This window comes from Pseudomonas sp. Ag1 (assembly GCF_000278565.1).
Taxonomy (GTDB): domain Bacteria; phylum Pseudomonadota; class Gammaproteobacteria; order Pseudomonadales; family Pseudomonadaceae; genus Aquipseudomonas.
This window is the reverse complement of sequence record NZ_AKVH01000110.1, coordinates 248,311-270,519: the sequence shown is the minus strand read 5'-3', so window position 1 is coordinate 270,519 and position 22,209 is coordinate 248,311. Positions and strand designations below refer to the sequence as shown.

The 22,209-nt window shown below is 60.9% G+C and carries 20 protein-coding genes; 11 read left to right on the top strand and 9 right to left on the bottom strand.

Going from position 1 to position 22,209, the window contains the following annotated elements; genetic code table 11:
• Positions 1-68 precede the first annotated feature (68 nt).
• Positions 69-1,010, bottom strand: coding sequence for a FecR domain-containing protein (locus A462_RS04905; protein WP_003212764.1), 942 nt, complete (start codon positions 1,008-1,010; stop codon positions 69-71).
• Positions 1,007-1,495 (bottom strand): sigma-70 family RNA polymerase sigma factor, encoded by a 489-nt coding sequence (locus A462_RS04910; protein WP_008438527.1) that lies wholly within the window; start codon positions 1,493-1,495, stop codon positions 1,007-1,009. The genes A462_RS04905 and A462_RS04910 overlap by 4 nt, the downstream gene beginning before the upstream one ends.
• Positions 1,496-1,654: 159 nt before the next feature.
• On the opposite strand from A462_RS04910, the gene A462_RS0132770 reads away from it, so the two are divergent.
• From A462_RS0132770 to A462_RS04935, 6 genes are all read left to right on the top strand, one after another.
• Positions 1,655-1,957, top strand: a complete 303-nt coding sequence (locus A462_RS0132770) for a DUF3649 domain-containing protein (protein ID WP_032899785.1) — start codon at positions 1,655-1,657, stop codon at positions 1,955-1,957.
• On the top strand, positions 1,954-3,528 hold the full coding sequence (locus A462_RS04915) for a PepSY-associated TM helix domain-containing protein (RefSeq protein WP_008438526.1): 1,575 nt from the start codon (positions 1,954-1,956) through the stop codon (positions 3,526-3,528). The genes A462_RS0132770 and A462_RS04915 overlap by 4 nt, the downstream gene beginning before the upstream one ends.
• The gene (locus A462_RS04920) at positions 3,529-3,855 is read left to right on the top strand and encodes a DUF3325 domain-containing protein (RefSeq protein ID WP_003212755.1); all 327 of its coding nucleotides are present in this window, start codon (positions 3,529-3,531) and stop codon (positions 3,853-3,855) included.
• An 11-nt stretch (positions 3,856-3,866) separates the two neighbouring features.
• Entirely contained in the window at positions 3,867-4,427 is a 561-nt protein-coding gene (locus tag A462_RS04925; RefSeq protein ID WP_003212753.1) for an RNA polymerase sigma factor, read from the top strand.
• Positions 4,424-5,413: a FecR family protein gene (locus A462_RS04930; RefSeq protein WP_008438525.1), complete on the top strand. Its 990-nt coding sequence runs from the start codon at positions 4,424-4,426 to the stop codon at positions 5,411-5,413. Before A462_RS04925 ends, A462_RS04930 begins: the two co-directional genes overlap by 4 nt.
• A 272-nt stretch (positions 5,414-5,685) precedes the next feature.
• A complete protein-coding gene (locus A462_RS04935) occupies positions 5,686-7,926 on the top strand; it encodes a TonB-dependent receptor (protein ID WP_008438524.1) in 2,241 nt (746 codons plus the stop codon).
• Between the two features lie 135 nt (positions 7,927-8,061).
• Here A462_RS04935 and A462_RS04940 read toward each other — a convergent pair whose 3' ends face one another.
• On the bottom strand, positions 8,062-8,412 hold the full coding sequence (locus A462_RS04940) for a glutaredoxin family protein (RefSeq protein WP_003212747.1): 351 nt from the start codon (positions 8,410-8,412) through the stop codon (positions 8,062-8,064).
• Positions 8,412-9,416, bottom strand: coding sequence for a nucleoid-associated protein YejK (gene yejK / locus A462_RS04945; RefSeq protein WP_003212745.1), 1,005 nt, complete (start codon positions 9,414-9,416; stop codon positions 8,412-8,414). The genes A462_RS04940 and yejK overlap by 1 nt, the downstream gene beginning before the upstream one ends.
• Positions 9,417-9,812: 396 nt before the next feature.
• Between yejK and A462_RS04950 the strand changes: the two genes are divergently transcribed.
• Positions 9,813-10,094, top strand: a complete 282-nt coding sequence (locus A462_RS04950) for an HU family DNA-binding protein (RefSeq protein ID WP_003212743.1) — start codon at positions 9,813-9,815, stop codon at positions 10,092-10,094.
• A gap of 64 nt (positions 10,095-10,158) precedes the next feature.
• Here the strand turns inward: A462_RS04950 and rlmF are convergent, their stop codons facing one another.
• The 5 genes from rlmF to A462_RS04975 all read right to left on the bottom strand — a co-directional run bounded on the left by rlmF (position 10,159) and on the right by A462_RS04975 (position 16,844).
• Positions 10,159-11,181, bottom strand: coding sequence for a 23S rRNA (adenine(1618)-N(6))-methyltransferase RlmF (rlmF, locus tag A462_RS04955; RefSeq protein WP_003212741.1), 1,023 nt, complete (start codon positions 11,179-11,181; stop codon positions 10,159-10,161).
• A 248-nt stretch (positions 11,182-11,429) separates the two neighbouring features.
• Positions 11,430-14,276, bottom strand: a complete 2,847-nt coding sequence (locus tag A462_RS04960; RefSeq protein ID WP_008438518.1) for a valine--tRNA ligase — start codon at positions 14,274-14,276, stop codon at positions 11,430-11,432.
• A 185-nt stretch (positions 14,277-14,461) separates the two neighbouring features.
• The gene (locus A462_RS04965; RefSeq protein ID WP_008438517.1) at positions 14,462-14,866 is read right to left on the bottom strand and encodes a hypothetical protein; all 405 of its coding nucleotides are present in this window, start codon (positions 14,864-14,866) and stop codon (positions 14,462-14,464) included.
• Between the two features lie 7 nt (positions 14,867-14,873).
• On the bottom strand, positions 14,874-15,302 hold the full coding sequence (locus tag A462_RS04970) for a DNA polymerase III subunit chi (RefSeq protein WP_008438516.1): 429 nt from the start codon (positions 15,300-15,302) through the stop codon (positions 14,874-14,876).
• Between the two features lie 51 nt (positions 15,303-15,353).
• On the bottom strand, positions 15,354-16,844 hold the full coding sequence (locus A462_RS04975; protein WP_008438515.1) for a leucyl aminopeptidase: 1,491 nt from the start codon (positions 16,842-16,844) through the stop codon (positions 15,354-15,356).
• Between the two features lie 282 nt (positions 16,845-17,126).
• Between A462_RS04975 and lptF the strand changes: the two genes are divergently transcribed.
• The 4 genes from lptF to lepB all read left to right on the top strand — a co-directional run bounded on the left by lptF (position 17,127) and on the right by lepB (position 22,128).
• Positions 17,127-18,245, top strand: coding sequence for an LPS export ABC transporter permease LptF (lptF, locus tag A462_RS04980; RefSeq protein WP_008438514.1), 1,119 nt, complete (start codon positions 17,127-17,129; stop codon positions 18,243-18,245).
• Positions 18,238-19,317, top strand: a complete 1,080-nt coding sequence (gene lptG / locus A462_RS04985; protein WP_003210440.1) for an LPS export ABC transporter permease LptG — start codon at positions 18,238-18,240, stop codon at positions 19,315-19,317. The genes lptF and lptG overlap by 8 nt, the downstream gene beginning before the upstream one ends.
• A gap of 151 nt (positions 19,318-19,468) precedes the next feature.
• Positions 19,469-21,268 (top strand): translation elongation factor 4, encoded by a 1,800-nt coding sequence (lepA, locus tag A462_RS04990; RefSeq protein WP_003210439.1) that lies wholly within the window; start codon positions 19,469-19,471, stop codon positions 21,266-21,268.
• Between the two features lie 5 nt (positions 21,269-21,273).
• On the top strand, positions 21,274-22,128 hold the full coding sequence (lepB, locus tag A462_RS04995) for a signal peptidase I (protein WP_003210437.1): 855 nt from the start codon (positions 21,274-21,276) through the stop codon (positions 22,126-22,128).
• Positions 22,129-22,209 lie beyond the last annotated feature (81 nt).

Below are 22,209 nucleotides of genomic sequence, written 5' to 3'. Positions count from 1 at the left end.
GGATCAAGGTGGCTTTCCTTCTCTGTCACGCGAGGTGCGGAAAACGGCTCACGGGGTTTGAAAATATTTCAGGCACGCGCTTCGACAGTGACCCAGTAGCGGGTAAACCGCCGGACCCTGACCGGCAGGCTGACTTGCAGCAGGTCCAGGATTCGTTCGCTGTCGTCCAGCGGGTAGCTGCCGGAAATCAGCAGGTTGGCCACCTGCGGGTCGCAATTGAGCTGGCCACGGCGATAACGGCTCAATTCGGCGAGGAAATCTTCCAGGCGCATGTGGGCCGCCACCAGCATGCCGTCGGCCCAGGCGCCGCTGCCGGCGTCGGTGGGGCGGGCGGTGTCCCAGCCTTTGCGGGTGAAATTGACCTGATGGGCTTTCTCCACCGACAACGGCAAACCGCTATAGGTGTTGGGCATCACGTCAACGTGCCCATCAAACACCGCCAGTTGTGTGTGATCGTTGAATTGCCGCACGTTCAACCGCGCCGCCTGGGCGCTGAGCAGGCCCTGGGCGGTGACGATCCGCAGCGGGCTGTTGCCGGTGTTGGCGGTCAGCTGGATTTCGCCTTCGAGCAGGCGGATCAAGCGTTGTTGACCCTCAAAATGCACATCCACCGCACTGCCGGTGTTGAGCTGCAACTGGCTGCCATCCGCCAGCTGGAACTTGCGCCGTTGGCCGATGGGGCTGCGGTAGTCGGCACTCAACGGCGGCAATATATGTTGCTGGCGCAAACCCCAGGCCGCTGCCGACCCGGCGCCGAGTATCAGCAACAACTTCAGGGCCTGGCGGCGACTGTTGGATTTCGGTGCATTCAAGGCGGCGTGGGCCAGGGGTGATGGCATCCCGCGCAAGCGCTGGTTCACTCGCTGGATGTGCTCCCAGGCCCGCTGATGTTCGCTGTGGGCGTCCAGCCACTGTTGCCAGGCCGCTTGTTTGCGTGGGTTGAGCGGGCCCTGCTGCATTTCCATCAGCCAGTGCACCGCTTGTTCGGCGACTTGCGTTGAGAAACTCATAGGGCGAAGTAGCAGCGCATCGCCGCTTTATTCAGATGGCGCTTGACCGTGGCGATGGAGATGCCCAGTTCCGCGCCGATTTGCGCGTAGGTCAGGCCGTCGAGCTGGGACAGCAGGAACGCGCGTTTGACCGGGGGCGCCAAGCCGTCCAGCAACTGGTCCAGCTCCATCAGGGTTTGCAGGATGATTGCCCGCTCTTCCTCCGACGGCGCCACGTGTTCGGGCATTTGCGCCAGGGCGTCGAGGTAGGCGCGCTCCAGGTCCTGGCGGCGGTAATGGTTGCACAGCACACGCTTGGCGATGGTGGTGAGGAAGGCGCGAGGTTCGATCAGCGTCGGTGTTTCCCGTGCGGTGAGCACGCGGATGAAGGTGTCCTGGGCCAGGTCGGCGGCGCTTTCCGGGCAGCCGAGCTTGCGTCGCAACCAGCCGGTAAGCCAGTGGTGATGGTCGTGGTACAGGACTTCGACGGTGTTGGACGGCTGCAACGCGCACACTCCGGCAGCATGGGCATGCTTTAGAGAACAAGAATTGTTCGCATTGTAGGGCGCGCAGGCGGGTTCGGCAATTGCCAGTGATGCGTTCTCTTTTGCTTATGAGAACCTTTATCATTAATATTGCGCGCTGACGAACCTGGCGCCTTGTGCATGAAACGCAAAACCTCACTTCCCGTTTCCTACCGTCTTGCCGTGACTTCGCGGGTACTGGCGGCTGTGGTCGGCGGTTACCTGCTGGCCTCGCTGGCCAGCGTGTGCATGACGCTGTGGCTGCCCGCCAGCCGCGCCGATGCGGTGATCAGCGGCATGCTGAGTTCGTTTGTGTTCTACCTGTTGGCGGTCATCTGGTGCTTCGCCTGCCGCACGGCCTGGCGCGCCTGGTTTGGCGTGTTGCTGCCCAGCGCGATAATGGCCACGTTCGCCGGGTTGGCGTACTGGATGGCGCGCACATGAAAGAGGGCTTCCGCCAGGCCATGGCCTGGTTGCACACCTGGGCCGGGCTGATCTTTGGCTGGCTGCTGTTTGCGATTTTCCTGACGGGCACCCTGTCGTATTTCAAGGACGAAATTACCCACTGGATGCAGCCCGAAGTGCAGGCGCATCCCGTCGATGACGCCCGTAGCCTGGCCGCCGCCCAAACCTATCTGCAACACCAGGCGCCCAATGCCGCGCGCTGGTTTATCACCTTGCCGAGCAGCCGTGAGCCGGGCCTGTCGGTGATGTGGCAAGACAAGGTCGACCCGGGCAAACGCGGCAATTTCGTCGAAAAACTCCTCGATCCCGTCAGCGGCCAGCAGGTCCAGGCCCGGGAGAGCATGGGCGGCGAATTCTTCTATCGTTTCCACTTCCAGCTGCAGATGCCCTATCCGTGGGGGCGCTGGCTGTCGACCATCGCCGCGATGGTGATGTTCGTGGCGTTGATCACCGGGATCATTACCCACAAGAAAATCTTCAAGGACTTCTTCACCTTCCGCCCGCGCAAGGGCCAGCGTTCCTGGCTCGACGGGCATAACGCCGTGGGCGTGCTGGTGTTGCCGTTCCACTTGATGATCACCTACAGCAGCCTGGTGATTTTCATGAGCATGGTGATGCCGGCGAGCATCCTAGCTTCCTACGGCAACGACACCCGTGCGTTCTTCAACGATGTGTTTCCGGCCACCGACAATGCGCCGGCCCTCGGCCAGCCGGGGCAATTGCTGCCACTGGGCCCGATGTACGAGCAGGCGCGCGGGCAATGGGCCGGCGGGCATGTCGGACGGCTGGTGGTGAATAATCCAAGCGATGTAAACGCTTCGGTCAATGTGTTCCGCGCCGGGTCGGATCGAGTGGTGCATGACTTTGGCAGCACCGTGTCATTCAACGGCACTACCGGCGAACTGTTGCGGGTGAGCGGCGAGCAGTCGCTGCCGGCGGCGATTGGTGGCAGCTTCTACGGTTTGCACATGGGCCATTTCGCCGGCCCGGTATTGCGCTGGCTGTATTTCATCTGCGGCCTCGCGGGCACGGCAATGATCGGCACCGGGCTGGTGATGTGGCTGGGCAAGCGTCAGCTCAAGCACACCAAAACCGGTGTGCTGCCCTTTGAGCTGCGGCTGGTGGACGTGCTGAACATCGCCAGCATGTCCGGCTTGATGATCGCCATCGCTGCATTCTTCTGGGCCAACCGCCTGTTGCCGGCCAGCTTTGCCGGGCGCTCGGACTGGGAAGTACAAGCCTTCTTTATTGCCTGGGGCTTGAGCGTCGTGCACGCGATTGTTCGCCAGGGGCGCCGCGGCTGGGTTGAGCAATTGAGTGTGGGCGCGCTGCTGTTTATCGGCGTGCCGGTGCTCAACGCGCTGACCACGACCCAGCATTTGGGTGTGTCCCTGGCCAACGGCGACTGGGCCATGGCCGGTTTTGACCTGACGTGCCTGGGCAGCGGCGTGTTCCTCGCCTGGGCTGCCTGGAAAATGCAGCACCGCCGTGTCCCTCAGCCCAAGGCCGAACGTGCCCGGCCATTGACCCTCAAGGGCGAGGTGAACTGAATGCTCCTGGCGCTATTGCTGTGTTACGCAGGGTTTACCGCGTTGTGCCTGTCCATGGACCGGCACCATGGCGAACTGCTGCACAGTAAACCTTCGCCTCGTCGGCGCCTGGGTTTGCGCGTGGGCGGCTGGCTGCTGTTGATTGTCTCGATCTGGCCGGCGGTGCTCGCGACCGGGTGGAGCCAGGGGTTGGTGGAGTGGTGCGCGGTCTTGATGCTCAGCGGGTTGTTGCTGGTGTTGCTGTTGCCGTATCGGCCAAGGCTGGCCTTGATCCTGGCGGGCCTCGGCCTGCTGGCCAGTCCGGTTGCGGCCTTCGCGACCCTTTGAGTCCACCGTTGATGATCACCACGCCCCCCGAACATCCAGAGCAGCACGCAGACGCGGCGGGCGGACGGGCGCATTTCCTGCAGGTGTTCCTGTCCCAGCGCTCGCAGATGGAAGCGCTGGTCAGCCGCCGCGTGGGCTGCCGTGCGACGGCGGCGGACCTGGTGCAGGATTTGTTCCTGCGCTTCTGGCGCCGGCCGCTGGTGCAGGTCGAGGAGCTCAGCACCTACCTGCTGCGCTGCGCCGGCAATATCGCCATCGACCACCTGCGCAGCGAAGGCGCCCGGGTGCGCAGCAGCGAAGGCTGGCTGCCGGAACAACAGGATAACCAGGGCTGCGAACCCCAGGCCGCGCTGGAGGCGGGCAATGATCTGCGTCACGTTGAAGCAGCCTTGCGCAGCCTGCCGGAACGTACCCGGCAGATTTTCCTGCTCAACCGCATCCATGGCCGCAAGTACGCGGAAATCGCCAAGGCCATGGGCCTGTCCCAAAGCGCCGTGGAAAAACATATGATGCGTGCCCTCGAAGCCTGCAAGGCCAGCCTTCGTGAACCATCGCCAAGGAAAGCCCCGTGAACCCCACCGCCCGCGTCACCCCGACGCCCGACCAGGAACAGGCCGCACTGGCCTGGTTGAGCCTGTTGCACGACCAGCCCAGCAGTGGCGACCAGGCCACGTTCAGCCGTTGGCTGCGGGCCGATCCTGCGCATGTGGAAGCCTATGCCCAGGCCCAGGTGCTGTGGGAATTGAGTGAAGTACCGGCCAGAACGTTGGCGGATGAGGATGCCCTGGCGCTGCAGGGTTACTTGAACGCGATGAATACCTCGAAACGCTCCAGCGTGCGGCGCTGGTCTGGCGCCCTGGCCATGGCCGCCTGCCTGCTGGTGATGATCTCGATGGGCGCCGGCTGGCAGCCGTCACGCTGGGTCGATGACTTCGGCGCGGATTACGTCACCGCGCCGGGTGAGGTGAAGACCGTGACCCTGGCCGATCAAAGCCAGGTCACCCTGGACGCCGACAGTGCGATCGCAGTGGATTTCAAGCATGGCGAGCGCCATATCCAGCTACGCCGTGGCGCCGGTTTTTTCAGTGTGACCCACACTGGCGAGTCCTTTGTGGTCGAGGCCGGCAGCGGCGAAGCACGGGTGCTCGGCACGCAGTTTGAGGTGCGCCTGCAACCGGCAGGTGCGCAGGTGACGGTGTTGTCCGGTCGGGTTGGGGTAACGCCGTCGAAGTATGCTCAGCAACAGATTCTGACGGCCGGCCAACAAGTGGCCTACGCCGATGGTGTCGCCGATGAGCTGCACGCAGTTGACAGCGAGTCGCGCCTGGCCTGGCGTGACGGTTGGCTCAACTACTACAAGGCGCCGCTGGCCGATGTGGTGCAAGACCTCGGCCGCTACTACCCCGGGCGTATTCTGCTGCTCAACGAAGACCTCGGCGCCCGGCGTGTCAGTGGCAGTTTCCCGAGCAAGGACCCCCAGGCGGTGCTCAATGCGTTGCAGGCAGTCTTGGGGTTTGAACAACACTCGCTACTCGGTCGGATGATCGTATTGCGCTAGATACAGAGCGCTACGCTGCAATGGCGTGGCGCTGTCATTACTTGCACCACCTTCCCTTGAAAATCCCCATGCCTTGGCACATCCGTGTGTGTGGACCTTCATTTAACCTTCATCGCAATCGCCAAAACCTGTAACCAAATCGTTACGTGATGCACGGATGATCCTCGGATTCCTGAGCAGGTGGTCAGGAAGATTGGCGGCGCTGTTCACCCGGCCGAGATCGCCAATACCTCCCCCATAACAACAGATAGATGCATGTAAGGGATCTACTCGTGACCTACAACAAACTCTATGCCCTGCTTTTAGCATCGGGCCTGGGCGGCTTTGCGCCGCTGGTTCTGGCAGACGATTCCCAGGATGTCGGTTCGGTGCACGTCGCCGGCGAACGTACCCTGGGCACCGGCCACATGATTCAGGAAGAAAGTGCCAAGGCCCGGTCCACGGTGACCAAGGAAGCCATGGACGAAATGTCCCCGACGGCCAACGCCATCGACAAGCTCAAGTACACCCCGGGCATCAACGTTTCCAACGACGACGCCAGCGGCATGAGCGGCACCAGCTTCACCATGCGCGGCATGAACTCCGACCAGGTCGGGGTTTCCATGGACGGCGTGCCGATCAACGACTCCGGCAGCTACGGTGTTTACGCCAACCAATTGGGCGACCCGGAAAACGTCGGCGAAGTATTTGTCACCCAGGGCTCCTCGGAAGCGGACGGCCCGCACATTGGTTCCAGCGGCGGCAACATCGGCATGGTCACCATTCGGCCGACCAAGGAGCCGGGGCTGTTCGTCAAGCAATCCATGGGTTCGAACAACCTGACAAAGTCCTTCGCCCGCATCAACACCGGCGACCTCGGCGGCTTCAAGACCTGGGTGTCGGCCTCTCACACCGAGGGCGACAAGTGGCGCGGCAAGGGCACCTTGCGGGGCGACAAGGTGGAGTGGAGCACGCTGTTCGAAGACGACAACGGCAACACCAGCAACTTCACCATGAAGTACAATACCCAGGAAAACTACAACTACAACACGCTGAGCAAGAGCCAGTTCCAGCAACAGGGCCGCCGCCTGGATTACGCGGAAACGCCGGTCTACAAGAACGGCTTGCTGTCGTCTTCCTACAAGCTCAACCGCAACCCATTTGAAAGTGTCATGACCACCTTCACCCAGCGCTGGCGCCTGCGTGATGACCTGGCCCTGACGGTTGCGCCTTACTACTACTGGGGCAACGGCGGCAGTTTCAGCGGCCAGACCGCGACCAACCTGGGGCCGAAGTCCGACAAGAGTGGCAACTACGACCTGAGCAACCTCAAGTCGGCCAACTACTATCGCCCCTCGTGGACCGAAACCTGGCGCCCTGGCGTGACGGTCAAAATGAAATGGGACATCAACGAGGAACACAGCCTGGATTACGGCTACTGGTACGAGCGCGCTCGCCAGCGCCAGACCCAGCCGTATATCGGGATCAACAGCGAAGGTGCACCGGACGACGTCTGGGGCGATTACAACAGCGGCGGCCAGGTGGTCGACAAGAACGGCAAGACCGTTCAGGGGCGTCATCAATACACCGTGACCCCGGCCCAGAAGCTGTGGGTGCAGGACAGCTGGCAAGCCACGCCAGACCTGAGCTTTGTCGGCGGCCTGGCGTACCAGTACGTCGAACGTGACGGCGACAACCTCGGTAGCCTGTACGACAAGCCGGAAAAGCGTAACGCCCGCTACCATCAGTTCCTGCCGAACTTCAGCGCCAAGTACCAGGTCGACGAGAGCAACCAGGCGTTCTACAACGTCACTCGCAACATGCGCACACCGCAGAACTACGTGCTGTACAACAAGGGTGATTCCCTCAACCTCAACCCCGAGCTGAGCTGGAACCAGGAACTGGGCTGGCGCTACACCGAAGAGAAAATGGCCCTGAGCGCCACCCTGTTCTACATCACCTTCAAGGACCGTCAGCTGTCGACCACCGACTTGAACGGTGACTACGTGATGGCCAACGTCGGTGACGTGACCAACAAAGGCTTGGAGTTGGAGTGGAGCGGCCTGCTGCCGTACAACTTCAACTACTACGCGTCGTACACCTATACCAAGTCCGAGCAGCAGGACGACTTTGTCAGCAAGAACGTGTTGTTGCCGACCAAGGGCAACCAGTTGGCCAACGTGCCGGAAAACATGCTCAACCTGGTGTTTGGTTACGACGACAAGCGCTACTACGGCAACATTGCCGGCAAGTATGTCGGGGCGTTCTACGGTGATTTGACCAACAACGAGAAAATCTCCGGGCGCACCGTGTTTGATCTCAACGCCGGTATCTACCTGCCGGTGGACAAGAAGGTCTTCAAGTCGGCCGCGCTGCGCTTCTCGATGCTCAATGTGTTTGATAAGGAATACTTGAGCTCGGCGCGCACCGTGTCGTTTAACTCGGCGCCAGTGAATGGCCTGGCGGCCAGCTCGGCTTACTACAACGTAGGAGAGGAGCGTACGGCGATGGTTTCCCTGGAGGCCAATTTCTAACGCGTACGCAAACCCAATGTGGGAGCGGGCTTGCTCGCGAATGCGGTGGATCAGTCGCCAGATGTATTGACTGAACCAGCGCATTCGCGAGCAAGCCCGCTCCCACATTTGATCTGCGGTATTTTACAGAGTGAGTTACTTCAGCGCCGCCATGATCGCTTCTGGGTTGTAGTCGCGAATCAGCGTGCCGTTCACGTCCACAAACGGAATCCCGCCGCCCCCCAACGCCTCGTACGCCTTGCGCGCCTGGGCGTCCTTCTCGATATCAAACGCCTGGTAGGGAATCCCCTTGGAATCCAGAAAGCGCCGGATCTGTTTGCAGTAGCCGCACCACTCGGTGGAATACAGCACCACGCGCGCCGCCGCGCGTGTCTGCTCCGGCACCACCTGGGAGGGGTTGAACAGCCGCTCGATCTTGCCCCAGTTCTGGAAAACCACCACCACCAGCAACACCAGCAGGACTTTCTTCAGAACCCCGCCCAGCATCAGTTGCGACGCTTGAGCTGGTCGGTCAACTGGGTCGGCAGGCCCTTGATGATCAAGGTGCCGGCGGCTTCGTCGTATTCGATCTTGTCGCCCAGCAGGTGCGCTTCAAAGCTGATGGACAAGCCTTCGGCACGCCCGGTGAAACGGCGGAACTGGTTGAGGGTGCGTTTATCCGCCGGGATTTCCGGCGACAGGCCGTAGTCCTTGTTGCGGATGTGATCGTAGAAGGCTTTTGGCCGATCTTCATCGATCAACCCGGACAGCTCTTCCAGGCCCATCGGCTCGCCGAGCTTGGCCTGGCTGCTGGCGTAGTCCACCAAGGTCTTGGTTTTCTCGCGGGCGGATTCGTCCGGCAGGTCTTCGCTCTCGACGAAGTCGCTGAAGGCCTTGAGCAGGGTGCGGGTCTCGCCTGGGCCGTCGACGCCTTCCTGGCAGCCGATAAAGTCGCGGAAGTACTCCGAGACCTTCTTGCCGTTCTTGCCCTTGATAAACGAGATGTACTGCTTGGATTGCTTGTTGTTCTGCCACTCGGACACGTTGATGCGCGCGGCGAGGTGCAGTTGGCCAAGATCCAGGTGGCGCGACGGCGTCACGTCCAGCTGGTCGGTCACGGCCACGCCTTCACTGTGGTGCAGCAGGGCGATCGCCAGGTAATCGGTCATGCCCTGTTGATAGTGGGCAAACAGCACGTGGCCGCCGGTGGAGAGGTTGGACTCTTCCATCAGCTTCTGCAGGTGTTCCACCGCAATGCGGCTGAAGGCGGTGAAATCCTTGCCGCCGTCAAAATACTCCTTCAACCAGCCGCTGAACGGGTGCGCGCCGGACTCGGCATGGAAAAAGCCCCAGGCCTTGCCTTGTTTGGCGTTGTAGCTCTCGTTGAGGTCGGCAAGCATGTTCTCGATCGCGGCCGACTCGGCAAGCTCGGAGTCGCGGGCGTGGAGAACTGCAGGGGTGCCGTCGGGTTTTTTGTCGATCAGGTGGACGATGCAATGACGGATCGGCATGGGCTTCTCGGCTGGTTGAAGGGGAGGGGGGGGCTCCCGGAAAAAGTCGTCAGTGTACCGCACCCGCTGGGGATGGCGCTGTTCGGAGGGCGTTTTGAGCGCCATCCGACGGGCCATATGCCTTTTTTTCACGGTTTAGAGCGATAAAGCTGACCAAATGGGTATGTTGAGGCGGATATTTCCCCGTCTCTGTGCTAGTTTTGCCCCGTCTTACGCGCAGTCTGGGCGTTAAGCGTGCATTCAGCATTTGTCAGGTCGAACCAAACCCGGTTTCAGGTATCTATAACCCCGATCTTCGTGGTTATAGCCCTTGGGTGCCAGGCCTTGATGGCAGGGCTCGATGGCTGACACTGCACTCTGCAATCCAAATGAATTTGATAGGGAAGGAACACCACAATGGCTATTACTAAAGACCAACTGATCGCTGATCTGGCTGAAGCTGTAGACGCACCGAAAACCACCGTGCGTGCTCTGCTGGACCAACTGAGCCAGATCGTTGCTGATCAGCTGGAAAACGGCGGCGAAATCACTCTGCCAGGCGTTGGCAAACTGAAAGTGACCGAGCGTCCTGCCCGTACTGGCCGTAACCCTTCGACTGGCGCTGCCATCGAAATCGCTGCCAAGAAAGTTATCAAGCTGGTTGTGGCCAAAGGCCTGACCGACGCTGTTAACAAGTAAGACGCAGCAAAAAAAACCGTGCTCCGGAGCGATCCGGGCACGGTTTTTTGTTGCCTGCGATTTATCAGTCCTTACGGGCCCAACGCTGGCGCCACACCTGTTGCTCGCTCGGGGTCTGGAAGGTCCAGGCGACGAAGCGGCTCTGCTTCTGGCCCTGGGACATCTCCACTACCTGGCTTTCCAGCACACCGGCCTTTTTCAGCGCTGTCTGAATGGCCGGCAGGTTTGACGCTTTCGACACCAGGGTGCTGAACCACAGCACTTTATGTTGGAAATGCGCGCTTTCAGCGATCAACTGCGTCACAAACCGCGCTTCACCGCCTTCACACCACAATTCCGCCGACTGGCCACCGAAGTTCAGCACCGGCAGCTTGCGTTTCGGATCAGCCTTGCCCAGTGCGCGCCATTTACGCTCGCTGCCCTTGGTCGCCTCATCCATGGACGCGTGGAAGGGCGGGTTGCACATGGTCAGGTCAAACCGCTCGCCTGGCTCCAGCAAGCCCAGCAGGATCTGCTTGGGGTTGGTTTGCTGGCGCAGCTGGATGGCCTTGTTCAGCCCGTTGGACTGCACGATCGCCTTGGCGGCGGCCACGGCGGTCGGGTCGACTTCCGAGCCGAGGAAGTTCCAGCGGTACTCGCTGTAGCCGATCAACGGATAGACGCAGTTGGCGCCCATGCCGATGTCCAGCACCTTCACCGGCGCGCCACGGGGGATCACGCCTTCGTTGACGCTGGCCAGCAGGTCGGCGAGGAAGTGCACGTAGTCGGCACGCCCCGGTACCGGTGGGCACAGGTAGTCAGCCGGGATGTCCCAGTGATTGATGCCGTAGAACGCCTTGAGCAACGCCCGGTTGAACACCCGCACCGCGTCTGGGCTGGCGAAGTCGATGCTTTCCTTGCCGTACGGGTTGATGATCACGAATTGCGCCAGTTCGGGCGTGGTCTTGATCAGCGCCTGGAAGTCGTAACGGCCCTGGTGGCGGTTACGCGGGTGCAAGGTGGCCTCTTTGCGCGGAACGACGGGCTTGGCCGGCGTACTGGATTTTGGCTTCTTGCGCGGTGCTTTGGGTGTGCTGGGGGCGGTCATGGGCTGCGTCGATTCTGCGTTTGTTTCAAAAGTGGTGGGTATTGTCACACATTCCTTGGTCGAACTCGGTCAAATGTGGGAGCTGGCTTGCCTGCGATGCAGGCGACTCGGTGTATCTGCCAGACCGAGGCGATGCCATCGCAGGCAAGCCAGCTCTCACATTGGTCGGGTTTCCAAAGAGAAATAGCGGTGTTTTTCCAAGCAAAAAAAAGAGACCCGAAGGTCTCTTTTTCCACACGGGCAGCCTCTTACAGGCTGGAAATCCGTGCGTGTTGCTCCGCCAGCTTGCCCAAAGCCTGTTCAGCTTCAGCCAGTTTGGCGCGTTCTTTCTCGATCACTTCAGCCGGAGCCTTGTCGACGAACGCCGCGTTGGACAGCTTGCCGCCCACCCGCTGCACTTCGCCTTGCAGGCGCAGGATTTCCTTGTCCAGGCGCGCCAGTTCGGCACCCTTGTCGATCAGGCCGGCCATCGGCACCAGCACTTCCATCTCGCCCACCAGTGCGGTGGCGGACAGCGGTGCTTCTTCGCCAGCGGCCAATACGGTGATCGACTCCAGCTTCGCCAGCTTCTTGAGCAGCGCGTCGTTCTCGGTGAGGCGACGCTGATCTTCAGTGCTGGCGTTCTTCACGAACACGGCCAGTGGCTTGCCCGGACCGATATTCATCTCGGCGCGGATGTTGCGTGTACCCATCATCAGGGTCTTGAGCCACTCGATATCGCTTTCGGCTGCCTCGTCAATGCGGGCTTCGTTGGCCACCGGCCAAGGTTGCAGCATGATGGTCTTGCCGTCTTTGCCCGCCAGCGGCGCGATGCGCTGCCAGATTTCTTCGGTGATGAAGGGCATGAACGGATGCGCCAGGCGCAACGCCACTTCCAGTACGCGCACCAGGGTTTGACGGGTGCCGCGCTGACGTTCGATCGGCGAGTTCTCGTCCCACAGCACGGGCTTGGACAGTTCCAGGTACCAGTCGCAATACTGGTTCCAGATGAACTCGTACAGGGCCTGCGCCGCCAGGTCAAAGCGGAACTGGTCGAGTTGACGGGTCACTTCGGCTTCGGTGCGCTGCAGCTGGGAGATGATCCAGCGGTCCGCCAGGGACAGCTCGATGGTCTCGCCGTTCTGGCCGCAGTCTTCGCCTTTATCCAGCACGTAGCGCGCGGCATTCCAGATCTTGTTGCAGAAGTTGCGATAGCCTTCGACGCGGCCCATGTCGAACTTGATGTCGCGACCGGTGGACGCCAGCGAGCAGAAGGTAAAGCGCAGGGCGTCGGTGCCGTAGCTGGCGATGCCATCGGCGAACTCGTCGCGGGTCTGCTTCTCGATCTTCTTCGCCAGTTTCGGCTGCATCAGGCCCGAGGTGCGTTTCTGCACCAGGGTTTCCAGGTCGATGCCGTCGATGATGTCCAGCGGGTCCAGGACGTTGCCCTTGGACTTGGACATCTTCTGGCCCTGGCCATCACGCACCAGGCCGTGCACGTACACGGTCTTGAACGGTACCTGCGGGGTACCGTCTTCGTTTTTCACCAAGTGCATGGTGAGCATGATCATCCGGGCAACCCAGAAGAAAATGATGTCGAAGCCGGTGACCAGCACGTCGGTGGAATGGAATTTCTTCAGGAATTCGGTCTGTTGCGGCCAGCCGAGGGTGGAGAAGGTCCACAGGCCCGAGCTGAACCAGGTGTCCAGTACGTCGTTGTCCTGTTGCAGCGCCACGTCCGCGCCAAGGTTGTGCTTGGCACGTACTTCTGCTTCGTCGCGGCCCACGTAGACCTTGCCCGACTCGTCGTACCAGGCCGGAATCCGGTGGCCCCACCACAGCTGGCGGCTGATGCACCAATCCTGGATGTCACGCATCCACGAGAAGTACATGTTTTCGTACTGTTTCGGCACGAACGCGATGCGGCCGTCTTCCACGGCAGCGATCGCCGGCTCAGCCAAAGGCTTGGTGGACACGTACCACTGGTCGGTCAGCCAGGGCTCGATGATGGTGCCGGAGCGGTCGCCCTTCGGCACTTTCAGGCCGTGGTCGTCAACGCTCACCAGCAGGCCGGCGGCGTCGAAGGCGGCAACGATCTGCTTGCGCGCTTCAAAACGGTCGAGGCCCGCGTATTCAGCCGGGATCTTGCCGTCGATGCTCTCGTTCAGCGTGCCGTCGAGGTTGAACACCTGGCAGGCCGGCAGAACGGCGGCGTTTTTATCGAAGATGTTCAGCAGCGGCAGGTTGTGGCGCTTGCCGACTTCGTAGTCGTTGAAATCGTGAGCCGGGGTGATTTTCACGCAGCCGGTGCCGAATTCAGGGTCGCAGTAGTCATCCGCGATAATCGGGATGCGACGGCCAACCAGCGGCAGCTCGACGAACTTGCCGATCAGCGCCTGGTAGCGCTCATCGTTCGGGTTGACCGCGACGGCGGCGTCGCCAAGCATGGTTTCCGGACGGGTGGTGGCGACGATCAGGTAATCATTGCCTTCGGCGGTCTTGGCGCCGTCAGCCAACGGGTACTTGAGGTTCCACAGGAAACCTTTCTCGTCGTGGTTTTCCACTTCAAGGTCGGAAATCGCCGTGTGCAGCTTGGTGTCCCAGTTGACCAGGCGCTTGCCGCGGTAGATCAGGCCGTCTTCATGCAGGCGCACGAAGGCTTCCTTCACGGCTTCCGACAGGCCGTCGTCCATGGTGAAGCGCTCGCGGCTCCAGTCGACGGACGAGCCCAGGCGACGGATCTGACGGCTGATATTGCCGCCGGACTGATCCTTCCATTCCCAGATTTTCTCGAGGAATTTCTCGCGGCCTAGGTCGTGACGGTTCTGGCCGGTGGCTTCCAGTTGGCGTTCCACCAGCATCTGGGTGGCGATACCGGCGTGGTCTGTACCTGGTTGCCATAGGGTATTGCGACCCTGCATGCGGCGGAAACGAATCAGGGCATCCATGATCGCATTGTTGAAGCCATGGCCCATGTGCAGGCTGCCAGTGACGTTCGGTGGCGGAATCATGATGGTGTAGGCATCGCCCGCGCCTTGCGGAGCGAAATAATTCTCGGACTCCCAGGTCTGGTACCAGGAAGTTTCAATAGCGTGCGGCTGGTAGGTCTTATCCATGCGCGGCGGGACCCTAGTTGGCATTAATTCAGGAAAGCCGACAAGTATAACGGGGGATAGGGGAGAGGGGTAGGAGCGAGCTTGCTCGCGAAAAACCTGAGGGCGGCGCGTTCATTCAGGATGTACGCGTTATCGTTCACGCCCTTCGCGAGCAAGCCCGCTCCCACAGGGGATATGTGTCAGCCTTAGTTCTGGTACTGGCTCAACAACCGCTCCATGCGCGCATCCAGCCGGCGCTTGATCTCGGTTTCGATATGCGGGGCAAAATCGTCGATCACGTCTTGCATGATCAGTTGCGCGGCGGCGCGCAGTTCGTTGTCCAGGTGCAGCAGCAGGGCGTCGGGGGCTTTTTCGGCGGCAGGTACGGCAACAGCCGCAGCCGGCGCAGCTTGTGCCACGGGCGTTTCGACAGGTTCCGGCGTAACCGGCTTGCCACCCACCATATCGAACAGCAGGGGAATTTGTACGTCACCGTTGACCGCATCGGTCAGCAATGGCGGTTGCAGGTCATCATCACCGAGCAGCTTGCGGATCGACTCGAGGTCGTCCAGCAGGTGGTCAGGGTCTTTTAGCGGGTTTGGAGTGTCCATCGTGTGCTCAAAGTCGTTGTAGCCGGTGATCTTGCAGAGAATAGCCCTGTTCGCGGTAGAAACGGAAACTCTCCCGCGCGGCCTGACGAATAGCCGGGTCTTCCACCACCACTTCCGCCACGCGGGCGAAACCCTTGGCGAAGGCCGGTACTTTCAGGTCAAGGTTGACCAGCAGGTCTGTGTGATCGCCGCAGCTGTCGCCCAAACCCAGTACTACCAGGCCTTCCGGTTCTGATTCGGCGGGACCGTGGGGCACGAAGCTTTCGCCCTTGAAGCGCCACAGGCGGGCGTCGAGGTCGTCACGCTGGGCGGCATTGCTGCAATGCAGGTAGATACGGTGGCCCATGCGCCAGGCTTTTTCGGTGAGCTTGCAGGCAAAGTCCAGGCGCGCGGAAGGATCGGCGCTGGGCAATATATAGAAGTCGACTTGGGTCATTGCGGTTCCTGAGCCCCGGGCGGCTTTACAGGCGCCCGGGGATCTTCATTTTCAGGCTTTGGCGCGGTCCAGCAGGTACTGGGTCAGCAATGGAACCGGACGGCCAGTGGCGCCCTTGTCCTTGCCGCCGCTGGTCCAGGCGGTGCCGGCGATGTCCAGGTGGGCCCAGTTGAAGTTCTTGGCGAAACGCGACAGGAAGCACGCCGCAGTGATGGTGCCGGCTTTCGGGCCGCCAATGTTGGCGATGTCGGCGAACGGGCTGTCCAGCTGTTCCTGGTACTCATCGAACAGCGGCAGTTGCCAGGCGCGGTCGTCGGCAGCCTGGCCGGCGCTGAGCAGTTGGCCGATCAGTTCGTCGCTGTTGCCCAGCAGGCCCGACGTGTGGGCGCCCAGGGCAACCACGCAGGCACCGGTCAGGGTGGCGATGTCGATCACGGCTTGCGGCTTGAAGCGCTCGGCGTAGGTCAGGGCGTCGCACAGCACCAGGCGGCCTTCGGCGTCGGTGTTGAGGATTTCCACGGTCTGGCCGCTGAGGGTGGTGACGATGTCGCCCGGACGGGTCGCGCCGCCGCTCGGCATGTTCTCGGCGCAGGCCAGGATGCACACTAGGTTGATCGGCAGCTTGAGTTCCAGCACGGCACGCAGGGTGCCGAACACGCTGGCGGCGCCGCCCATGTCGTACTTCATCTCGTCCATGCCCAGGCCCGGCTTGAGGCTGATGCCGCCGGTGTCGAAGGTGATGCCTTTGCCGACCAGGGCAAATGGCTTCTCGGACTTCTTGCCGCCGTTGTATTGCATCACGATCAGGCGTGGCGGCTGGTCGCTGCCCTGGCCCACGGCATAGAACGAGCCCATGCCCAGTTCCTTGATCTTCTTCTCATCCAGGACTTCGACTTTCAGGCCCTTGAATTCCTTGCCCAGCGCCTTGGCTTGCTCGCCCAGGTAGGTTGGGTGGCAGATGTTCGGTGGCAGGTTGCCCAGGTCACGGGTGAACGCCATGCCGCCGGCGATGGCCTGGGCGTGGGTCACGGCGCGTTCGACTTCAGCCTGGGCCGCCTTGATGGTCAGCAGGGTGACTTTCTTCAGGGCGCGGGGTTCGGCCTTGGTGCTCTTGAACTGGTCGAAGACGTAGCCGCCGTCCAGCAGGCTTTCGGCCAGCAGGCGGGTCTTGCCGTAGCTGTCGCGGCCCTTGACCACGACTTCGTCCAGCGCCAGGGCCGCGTCGGTGCCGCCCAGGCCCTTGAGGGTGTTGAGGATGCCGGCGATGATCTTGCGGAACGGACGGTCGCCCAGTTCGGCGTCTTTACCAATGCCCACCAGCAATACACGGTCGGCTTTAAGGTTAGGCAGGCTTTGCAGCAGCAGGCTTTGGCCAACCTTGCCGGCCAGGTCACCGCGCTTGAGGACCGCGCTGATGGCGCCGCCGCTCAGTTCGTCCAGTTGCTTGGCGGCAACGCCGAGCTTGCGGCCTTCGCCGACAGCGACCACGAGGGTGGCGGTTTTCAACGTTTCGGGGCTAACGCTTTTTACAACCAGTTCCATTTTCGGGTCCCTTATAAAGGTCAGTGAGCCAGGAGTCTGTACTCCGGCTTGTAAGCTTGGCAGCCTGTAGGCCGCCCGCGACAAAGGCCGCAGTTTGAACCTCGCCGCCCGAGCCTGACAACCCTTGTGGGCAGCTTTGTGCACGCGTATGAGCAAGCTCCGTGACAGGTGCGGTCAATCACAGGATAATGCGCCATCTTTTTAGCCGGCCTGCAGCAATGGGTCGTCTCGATATGCTTGCTTGTTTGGCCGCCTTAGCCTGACAACCCTGGAGTGTCTGGTTTGATCGTCTTCCGTTATCTGTCCCGCGAAGTCCTGTTGACCCTGAGTGCCGTGAGTGCGGTATTGCTGGTCATCATCATGAGTGGTCGCTTCGTCAAATACCTCGCTCAGGCTGCCTCGGGTGCCCTGGATCCGGGTTCGCTGTTCCTGATCATGGGCTTTCGCCTGCCGGGCTTCCTGCAGTTGATCCTGCCATTGGGCCTGTTTCTCGGGATTCTGCTGGCCTACGGCCGCTTGTACCTTGAAAGCGAAATGACCGTGTTGTCGGCCACCGGCATGAGCCAGCAACGTTTGCTGGCCATGACCATGGTTCCGGCCACCGGTATCGCGCTGGTGGTGGCCTGGCTGAGCTTGAGCCTGGCACCCCAGGGTGCCCTGCAGTTCCAGCTGGTGCTGAACAAACAGGACGCCATGACCGAATTCGACACCCTGGAGCCGGGCCGCTTCCAAGCGCTCAACGATGGCACCCGGGTGACCTATACCGAGCAAATGTCGGATGACCGTGCCAACCTGGGAGGGGTGTTCATCTCCCAGAAAAACCTCGGCCAGAACCAGAAAGACCGTGGTATTTCGATTCTGGTGGCCGACAAGGGGCGCCAGGAAGTGCGTCCGGATGGCAGCCGTTACCTGATCCTGGAAGATGGCTATCGCTATGACGGCAGCCCCGGTCAGGCCGATTACCGCGCAATCAAGTACGACACCTATGGCGTGATGCTGGCCCGGCCGGATGTCAGCGATGAGGTCACCGACCGCGACGCGATCCCGACCCCAGACCTGATCGGCAGCAAGGAACTGCGTTCGATCGCCGAGCTGCAATGGCGGATTTCCCTGCCGCTGCTGGTGTTCATCGTGACCTTGATGGCCGTGCCGCTGTCCCGGGTCAACCCGCGCCAGGGCCGCTTCCTCAAGCTGCTGCCGGCCATCCTGCTTTATATGGCTTACCTGACCATCCTGATTTCCGCCCGCGGCTCCCTGGAGAAGGGCAAACTGCCGCCGGCCCTCGGGTTGTGGTGGGTCCACGGGGTCTTCCTGGCCATTGGCCTGGGGCTGCTTTATTGGGAACCGATGCGGTTGAAGATGCGGAGTCGTCGCAGCGTGAAGGAGATGGCCCGTGGTTAAGCTCGACCGCTACATTGGTAGCAGCGTCCTGGTCGCAATCCTTGCGGTATTGGGCATTATTCTGGGGCTGGCCTCGTTGTTCGCCTTCATTGATGAAGTCGGCAACGTCAGCGATACCTACACCGTTACCGACGTCCTGAGCTACGTGGCGCTGACGGCGCCCCGTCGCCTGTACGACATGATGCCGATGGCTGCGCTGATCGGCTGCCTGATCGGCCTGGGCAGCCTGGCCAGCAACAGCGAGCTGACCATCATGCGCGCGGCGGGTGTTTCCATCGGTCGCATCGTGTGGGCGGTCATGAAGCCCATGCTGTTGCTGATGGTGGTCAGCGTGCTGATCGGTGAATACGTGGCGCCTCCAGCCGAGTCCACGGCCCAGGCCAATCGTGCCCTGGCCCAGGGTTCGGGCGATGCCCAGAGCTCCAAGCATGGCCTGTGGCACCGCCAGGGTGAGGAGTTTATCCACATCAACGCCGTGCAGCCGGGTGGTTTGCTGGTGGGTGTCACCCGCTACCACTTCGACAAGGAACGTCACCTGCTGTCGTCGAGCTTCGCCAAACGTGCACAGTACGCCGACGAAAAGTGGCAGCTGAGCGATGTGACCACCACCTATTTCCGTGATATCGGCAAGGGTGCGGCATCGACCACCGAAGTGATCAATGTGCCGACGGAGCAGTGGGATATTTCCCTCAAGCCCGAATTGCTGAATACCGTGGTGATGATCCCGGAAAGCCTGCCTATCTCCGGCCTGTGGGGGTATATCCATTACCTCAAGGACCAGGGCTTGAACAACGGCCGTTACTGGCTGGCGTTTTGGGTCAAGGTGTTGCAGCCGGTGGTGACGGCTGCGCTGGTGCTGATGGCGATCTCGTTCATCTTTGGCCCGTTGCGTTCCGTGACCCTCGGCCAGCGCGTGTTTACCGGCGTACTGGTGGGTTTCACCTTCCGTATCGCCCAGGACCTGCTGGGGCCGTCCAGCCTGGTATTCGGTTTCTCGCCGCTGTTTGCGGTGCTGGTGCCGACCGCCATCTGCGCCGTGGCCGGCTTCTGGCTGTTGCGTCGGGCCGGTTGAGCCCGCGCTTATGAAAAAAAATGCCCCGTTCGAACGACCGGGGCATTTTTGTTCTTGGTCGCCATGGATGACGTCTGGTCTGCGCATCAGGTACAATTCCCGGCTATTTTTCAGCGGGCAGTCTGCCTGCAGCCTTTTTGAGTGTTGATCCGTGAGTGATTTGAGTCATATCCGCAATTTCTCCATCATCGCCCACATTGACCATGGCAAGTCGACGCTGGCCGATCGATTCATCCAGATGTGCGGCGGCCTTGCCGAGCGTGAAATGGAAGCCCAGGTGCTGGACTCCATGGACCTCGAGCGCGAGCGCGGGATCACCATCAAGGCCCACAGCGTAACCCTGTACTACACCGCCAAAGACGGTATCAAGTACCAGCTCAACTTCATCGACACCCCGGGCCACGTCGACTTCACCTATGAAGTCAGCCGTTCCCTGGCGGCCTGCGAAGGTGCGTTGCTGGTAGTGGACGCGGGCCAGGGCGTTGAAGCCCAGTCCGTGGCCAACTGCTACACCGCCATCGAGCAAGGCCTGGAAGTGATGCCGGTGCTGAACAAGATCGACCTGCCTCAGGCCGATCCGGACCGCGTCAAGGAAGAGATCGAGAAGATCATCGGCATTGACGCCACCGACGCCGTCGAGTGCAGCGCCAAGACCGGCCTGGGCGTCGACGAGGTGCTCGAGCGCCTGGTCAAGACCATTCCAGCCCCCACCGGCAACTACGAAGATCCGCTGCAAGCGTTGATCATCGACTCCTGGTTCGACAACTACCTGGGCGTTGTTTCCCTGGTACGCGTGCGCCACGGCCGTGTGAAGAAGGGCGACAAGATCCTGGTCAAGTCCACCGGCAAGATCCACCTGGTGGACAGCGTCGGTGTATTCAACCCGAAGCACACGGCTACCACTGATCTGAAAGCCGGCGAAGTAGGCTTCATCATCGCCGGTATCAAGGACATCCACGGTGCACCGGTAGGTGACACCCTGACCTTGAGCTCCACCCCTGACGTCGACGTGCTGCCGGGCTTCAAACGCATCCAGCCGCAGGTTTACGCCGGCCTGTTCCCGGTCAGCTCCGATGACTTCGAGGACTTCCGCGAAGCCCTGCAGAAGCTGACCCTCAACGACTCGTCGTTGCAGTACACCCCGGAAAGCTCCGACGCCCTGGGCTTCGGCTTCCGCTGCGGGTTCCTGGGCATGCTGCACATGGAAATCATCCAGGAGCGCCTCGAGCGCGAATACGACCTGGACCTGATCACCACCGCGCCGACGGTTATTTTTGAGCTGGCGCTGAAAACCGGTGAAACGATTTACGTCGACAACCCGTCCAAGCTTCCGGATCTGTCTTCCATCGAAGACATGCGCGAACCGATCGTGCGGGCCAATATTCTTGTGCCGCAAGAGCATCTGGGCAACGTCATTACCCTGTGTATCGAAAAGCGTGGCGTACAGCACGACATGCTGTTCCTCGGTACCCAGGTGCAAGTGACCTACGATTTGCCGATGAACGAAGTGGTCCTGGACTTCTTCGACCGTCTCAAATCCACCAGCCGCGGCTATGCTTCGCTGGATTACCATTTTGACCGTTACCAATCAGCTAATCTGGTGAAGCTGGATGTACTGATCAACGGCGACAAGGTGGATGCCCTGGCGCTGATCGTGCACAAGGACAACGCGCACTACAAAGGTCGCCAGTTGACCGAAAAGATGAAAGAACTGATTCCGCGCCAGATGTTCGACGTCGCGATCCAGGCCGCCATCGGCGGGCAGATCATTGCACGGACTTCCGTCAAGGCACTCAGAAAGAACGTACTGGCCAAATGCTATGGCGGCGACGTCAGCCGTAAGCGCAAGCTGCTCGAGAAGCAAAAGGCCGGTAAAAAACGCATGAAGCAAGTGGGTAACGTGGAAATTCCACAAGAAGCCTTCCTTGCGGTGCTCAGGTTGGATAGTTAGGTCCTATGTCACTAAATTTCCCGCTGTTGCTGGTCATCGCCGTTGCCGTTTGCGGTCTATTGGCGTTGCTCGATCTGGTGTTCTTCGCCCCGCGTCGCCGGGCAGCCATCGCGTCCTATCAGGGCAGCGTCAGCCAGCCCGATGTGGCGGTGATCGAGAAACTGAACAAAGAGCCGATGCTGGTTGAATACGGCAAGTCGTTCTTCCCGGTGTTGTTCATCGTGCTGGTGCTGCGTTCGTTCCTGGTGGAACCGTTTCAGATCCCTTCGGGCTCGATGAAACCTACCCTGGACGTGGGCGACTTCATCCTGGTGAACAAGTTTTCCTACGGGATCCGCTTGCCGGTGATCGACAAGAAAGTGATCGAGATCGGTGACCCGCAGCGCGGCGATGTGATGGTGTTCCGCTACCCAAGCGACCCGAACGTCAACTACATCAAGCGTGTAGTGGGCCTGCCGGGCGACGTGATTCGTTACACCAGTGACAAGCGCCTGTTCGTCAACGGCGAGTCGGTGGCAGAAAAACTGATCGGTTCCGAGCCGAACACCCTGGGCAGCGCCGAGCTGTACCAGGAAAAACTCGGGGCGGTAGAGCACGAAATCCGCAAGGAGATGAGCCGCTACCGTTCGCCGCCTGACAACCAGTGGACAGTGCCTGCCGGGCACTACTTCATGATGGGCGACAACCGCGACAACTCCAACGACAGCCGCTACTGGGATGACCCGAATATTCCCAAGGACCTGCTGGGCATGGTCCCCGACCAGAATATCGTCGGCAAGGCCTTCGCGGTCTGGATGAGTTGGCCGGAACCCAAGCTCAGCCACCTGCCGAACTTCTCGCGGGTCGGGCTGATCAAGTAATCCATGCGGCGCTGTGAACACAGCGCCGAATGCTTTTCTGGGGCTTGGACAAAACCAGGCCCCATGCAGCAACCACCAGGA

Coding starts and splice junctions, on each gene's coding strand:
- A462_RS04905 (WP_003212764.1), bottom strand. CDS start 1,010: ATGAGTTTCTCAACGCAAGTCGCCGAACAAGCGGTGCACTGGCTGATG.
- A462_RS0132770 (WP_032899785.1), top strand. CDS start 1,655: ATGAAACGCAAAACCTCACTTCCCGTTTCCTACCGTCTTGCCGTGACT.
- A462_RS04915 (WP_008438526.1), top strand. CDS start 1,954: ATGAAAGAGGGCTTCCGCCAGGCCATGGCCTGGTTGCACACCTGGGCC.
- A462_RS04920 (WP_003212755.1), top strand. CDS start 3,529: ATGCTCCTGGCGCTATTGCTGTGTTACGCAGGGTTTACCGCGTTGTGC.
- A462_RS04925 (WP_003212753.1), top strand. CDS start 3,867: ATGATCACCACGCCCCCCGAACATCCAGAGCAGCACGCAGACGCGGCG.
- A462_RS04940 (WP_003212747.1), bottom strand. CDS start 8,412: ATGCTGGGCGGGGTTCTGAAGAAAGTCCTGCTGGTGTTGCTGGTGGTG.
- yejK (WP_003212745.1), bottom strand. CDS start 9,416: ATGCCGATCCGTCATTGCATCGTCCACCTGATCGACAAAAAACCCGAC.
- A462_RS04950 (WP_003212743.1), top strand. CDS start 9,813: ATGGCTATTACTAAAGACCAACTGATCGCTGATCTGGCTGAAGCTGTA.
- rlmF (WP_003212741.1), bottom strand. CDS start 11,181: ATGACCGCCCCCAGCACACCCAAAGCACCGCGCAAGAAGCCAAAATCC.
- A462_RS04960 (WP_008438518.1), bottom strand. CDS start 14,276: ATGGATAAGACCTACCAGCCGCACGCTATTGAAACTTCCTGGTACCAG.
- A462_RS04965 (WP_008438517.1), bottom strand. CDS start 14,866: ATGGACACTCCAAACCCGCTAAAAGACCCTGACCACCTGCTGGACGAC.
- A462_RS04970 (WP_008438516.1), bottom strand. CDS start 15,302: ATGACCCAAGTCGACTTCTATATATTGCCCAGCGCCGATCCTTCCGCG.
- A462_RS04975 (WP_008438515.1), bottom strand. CDS start 16,844: ATGGAACTGGTTGTAAAAAGCGTTAGCCCCGAAACGTTGAAAACCGCC.
- lepB (WP_003210437.1), top strand. CDS start 21,274: ATGTCACTAAATTTCCCGCTGTTGCTGGTCATCGCCGTTGCCGTTTGC.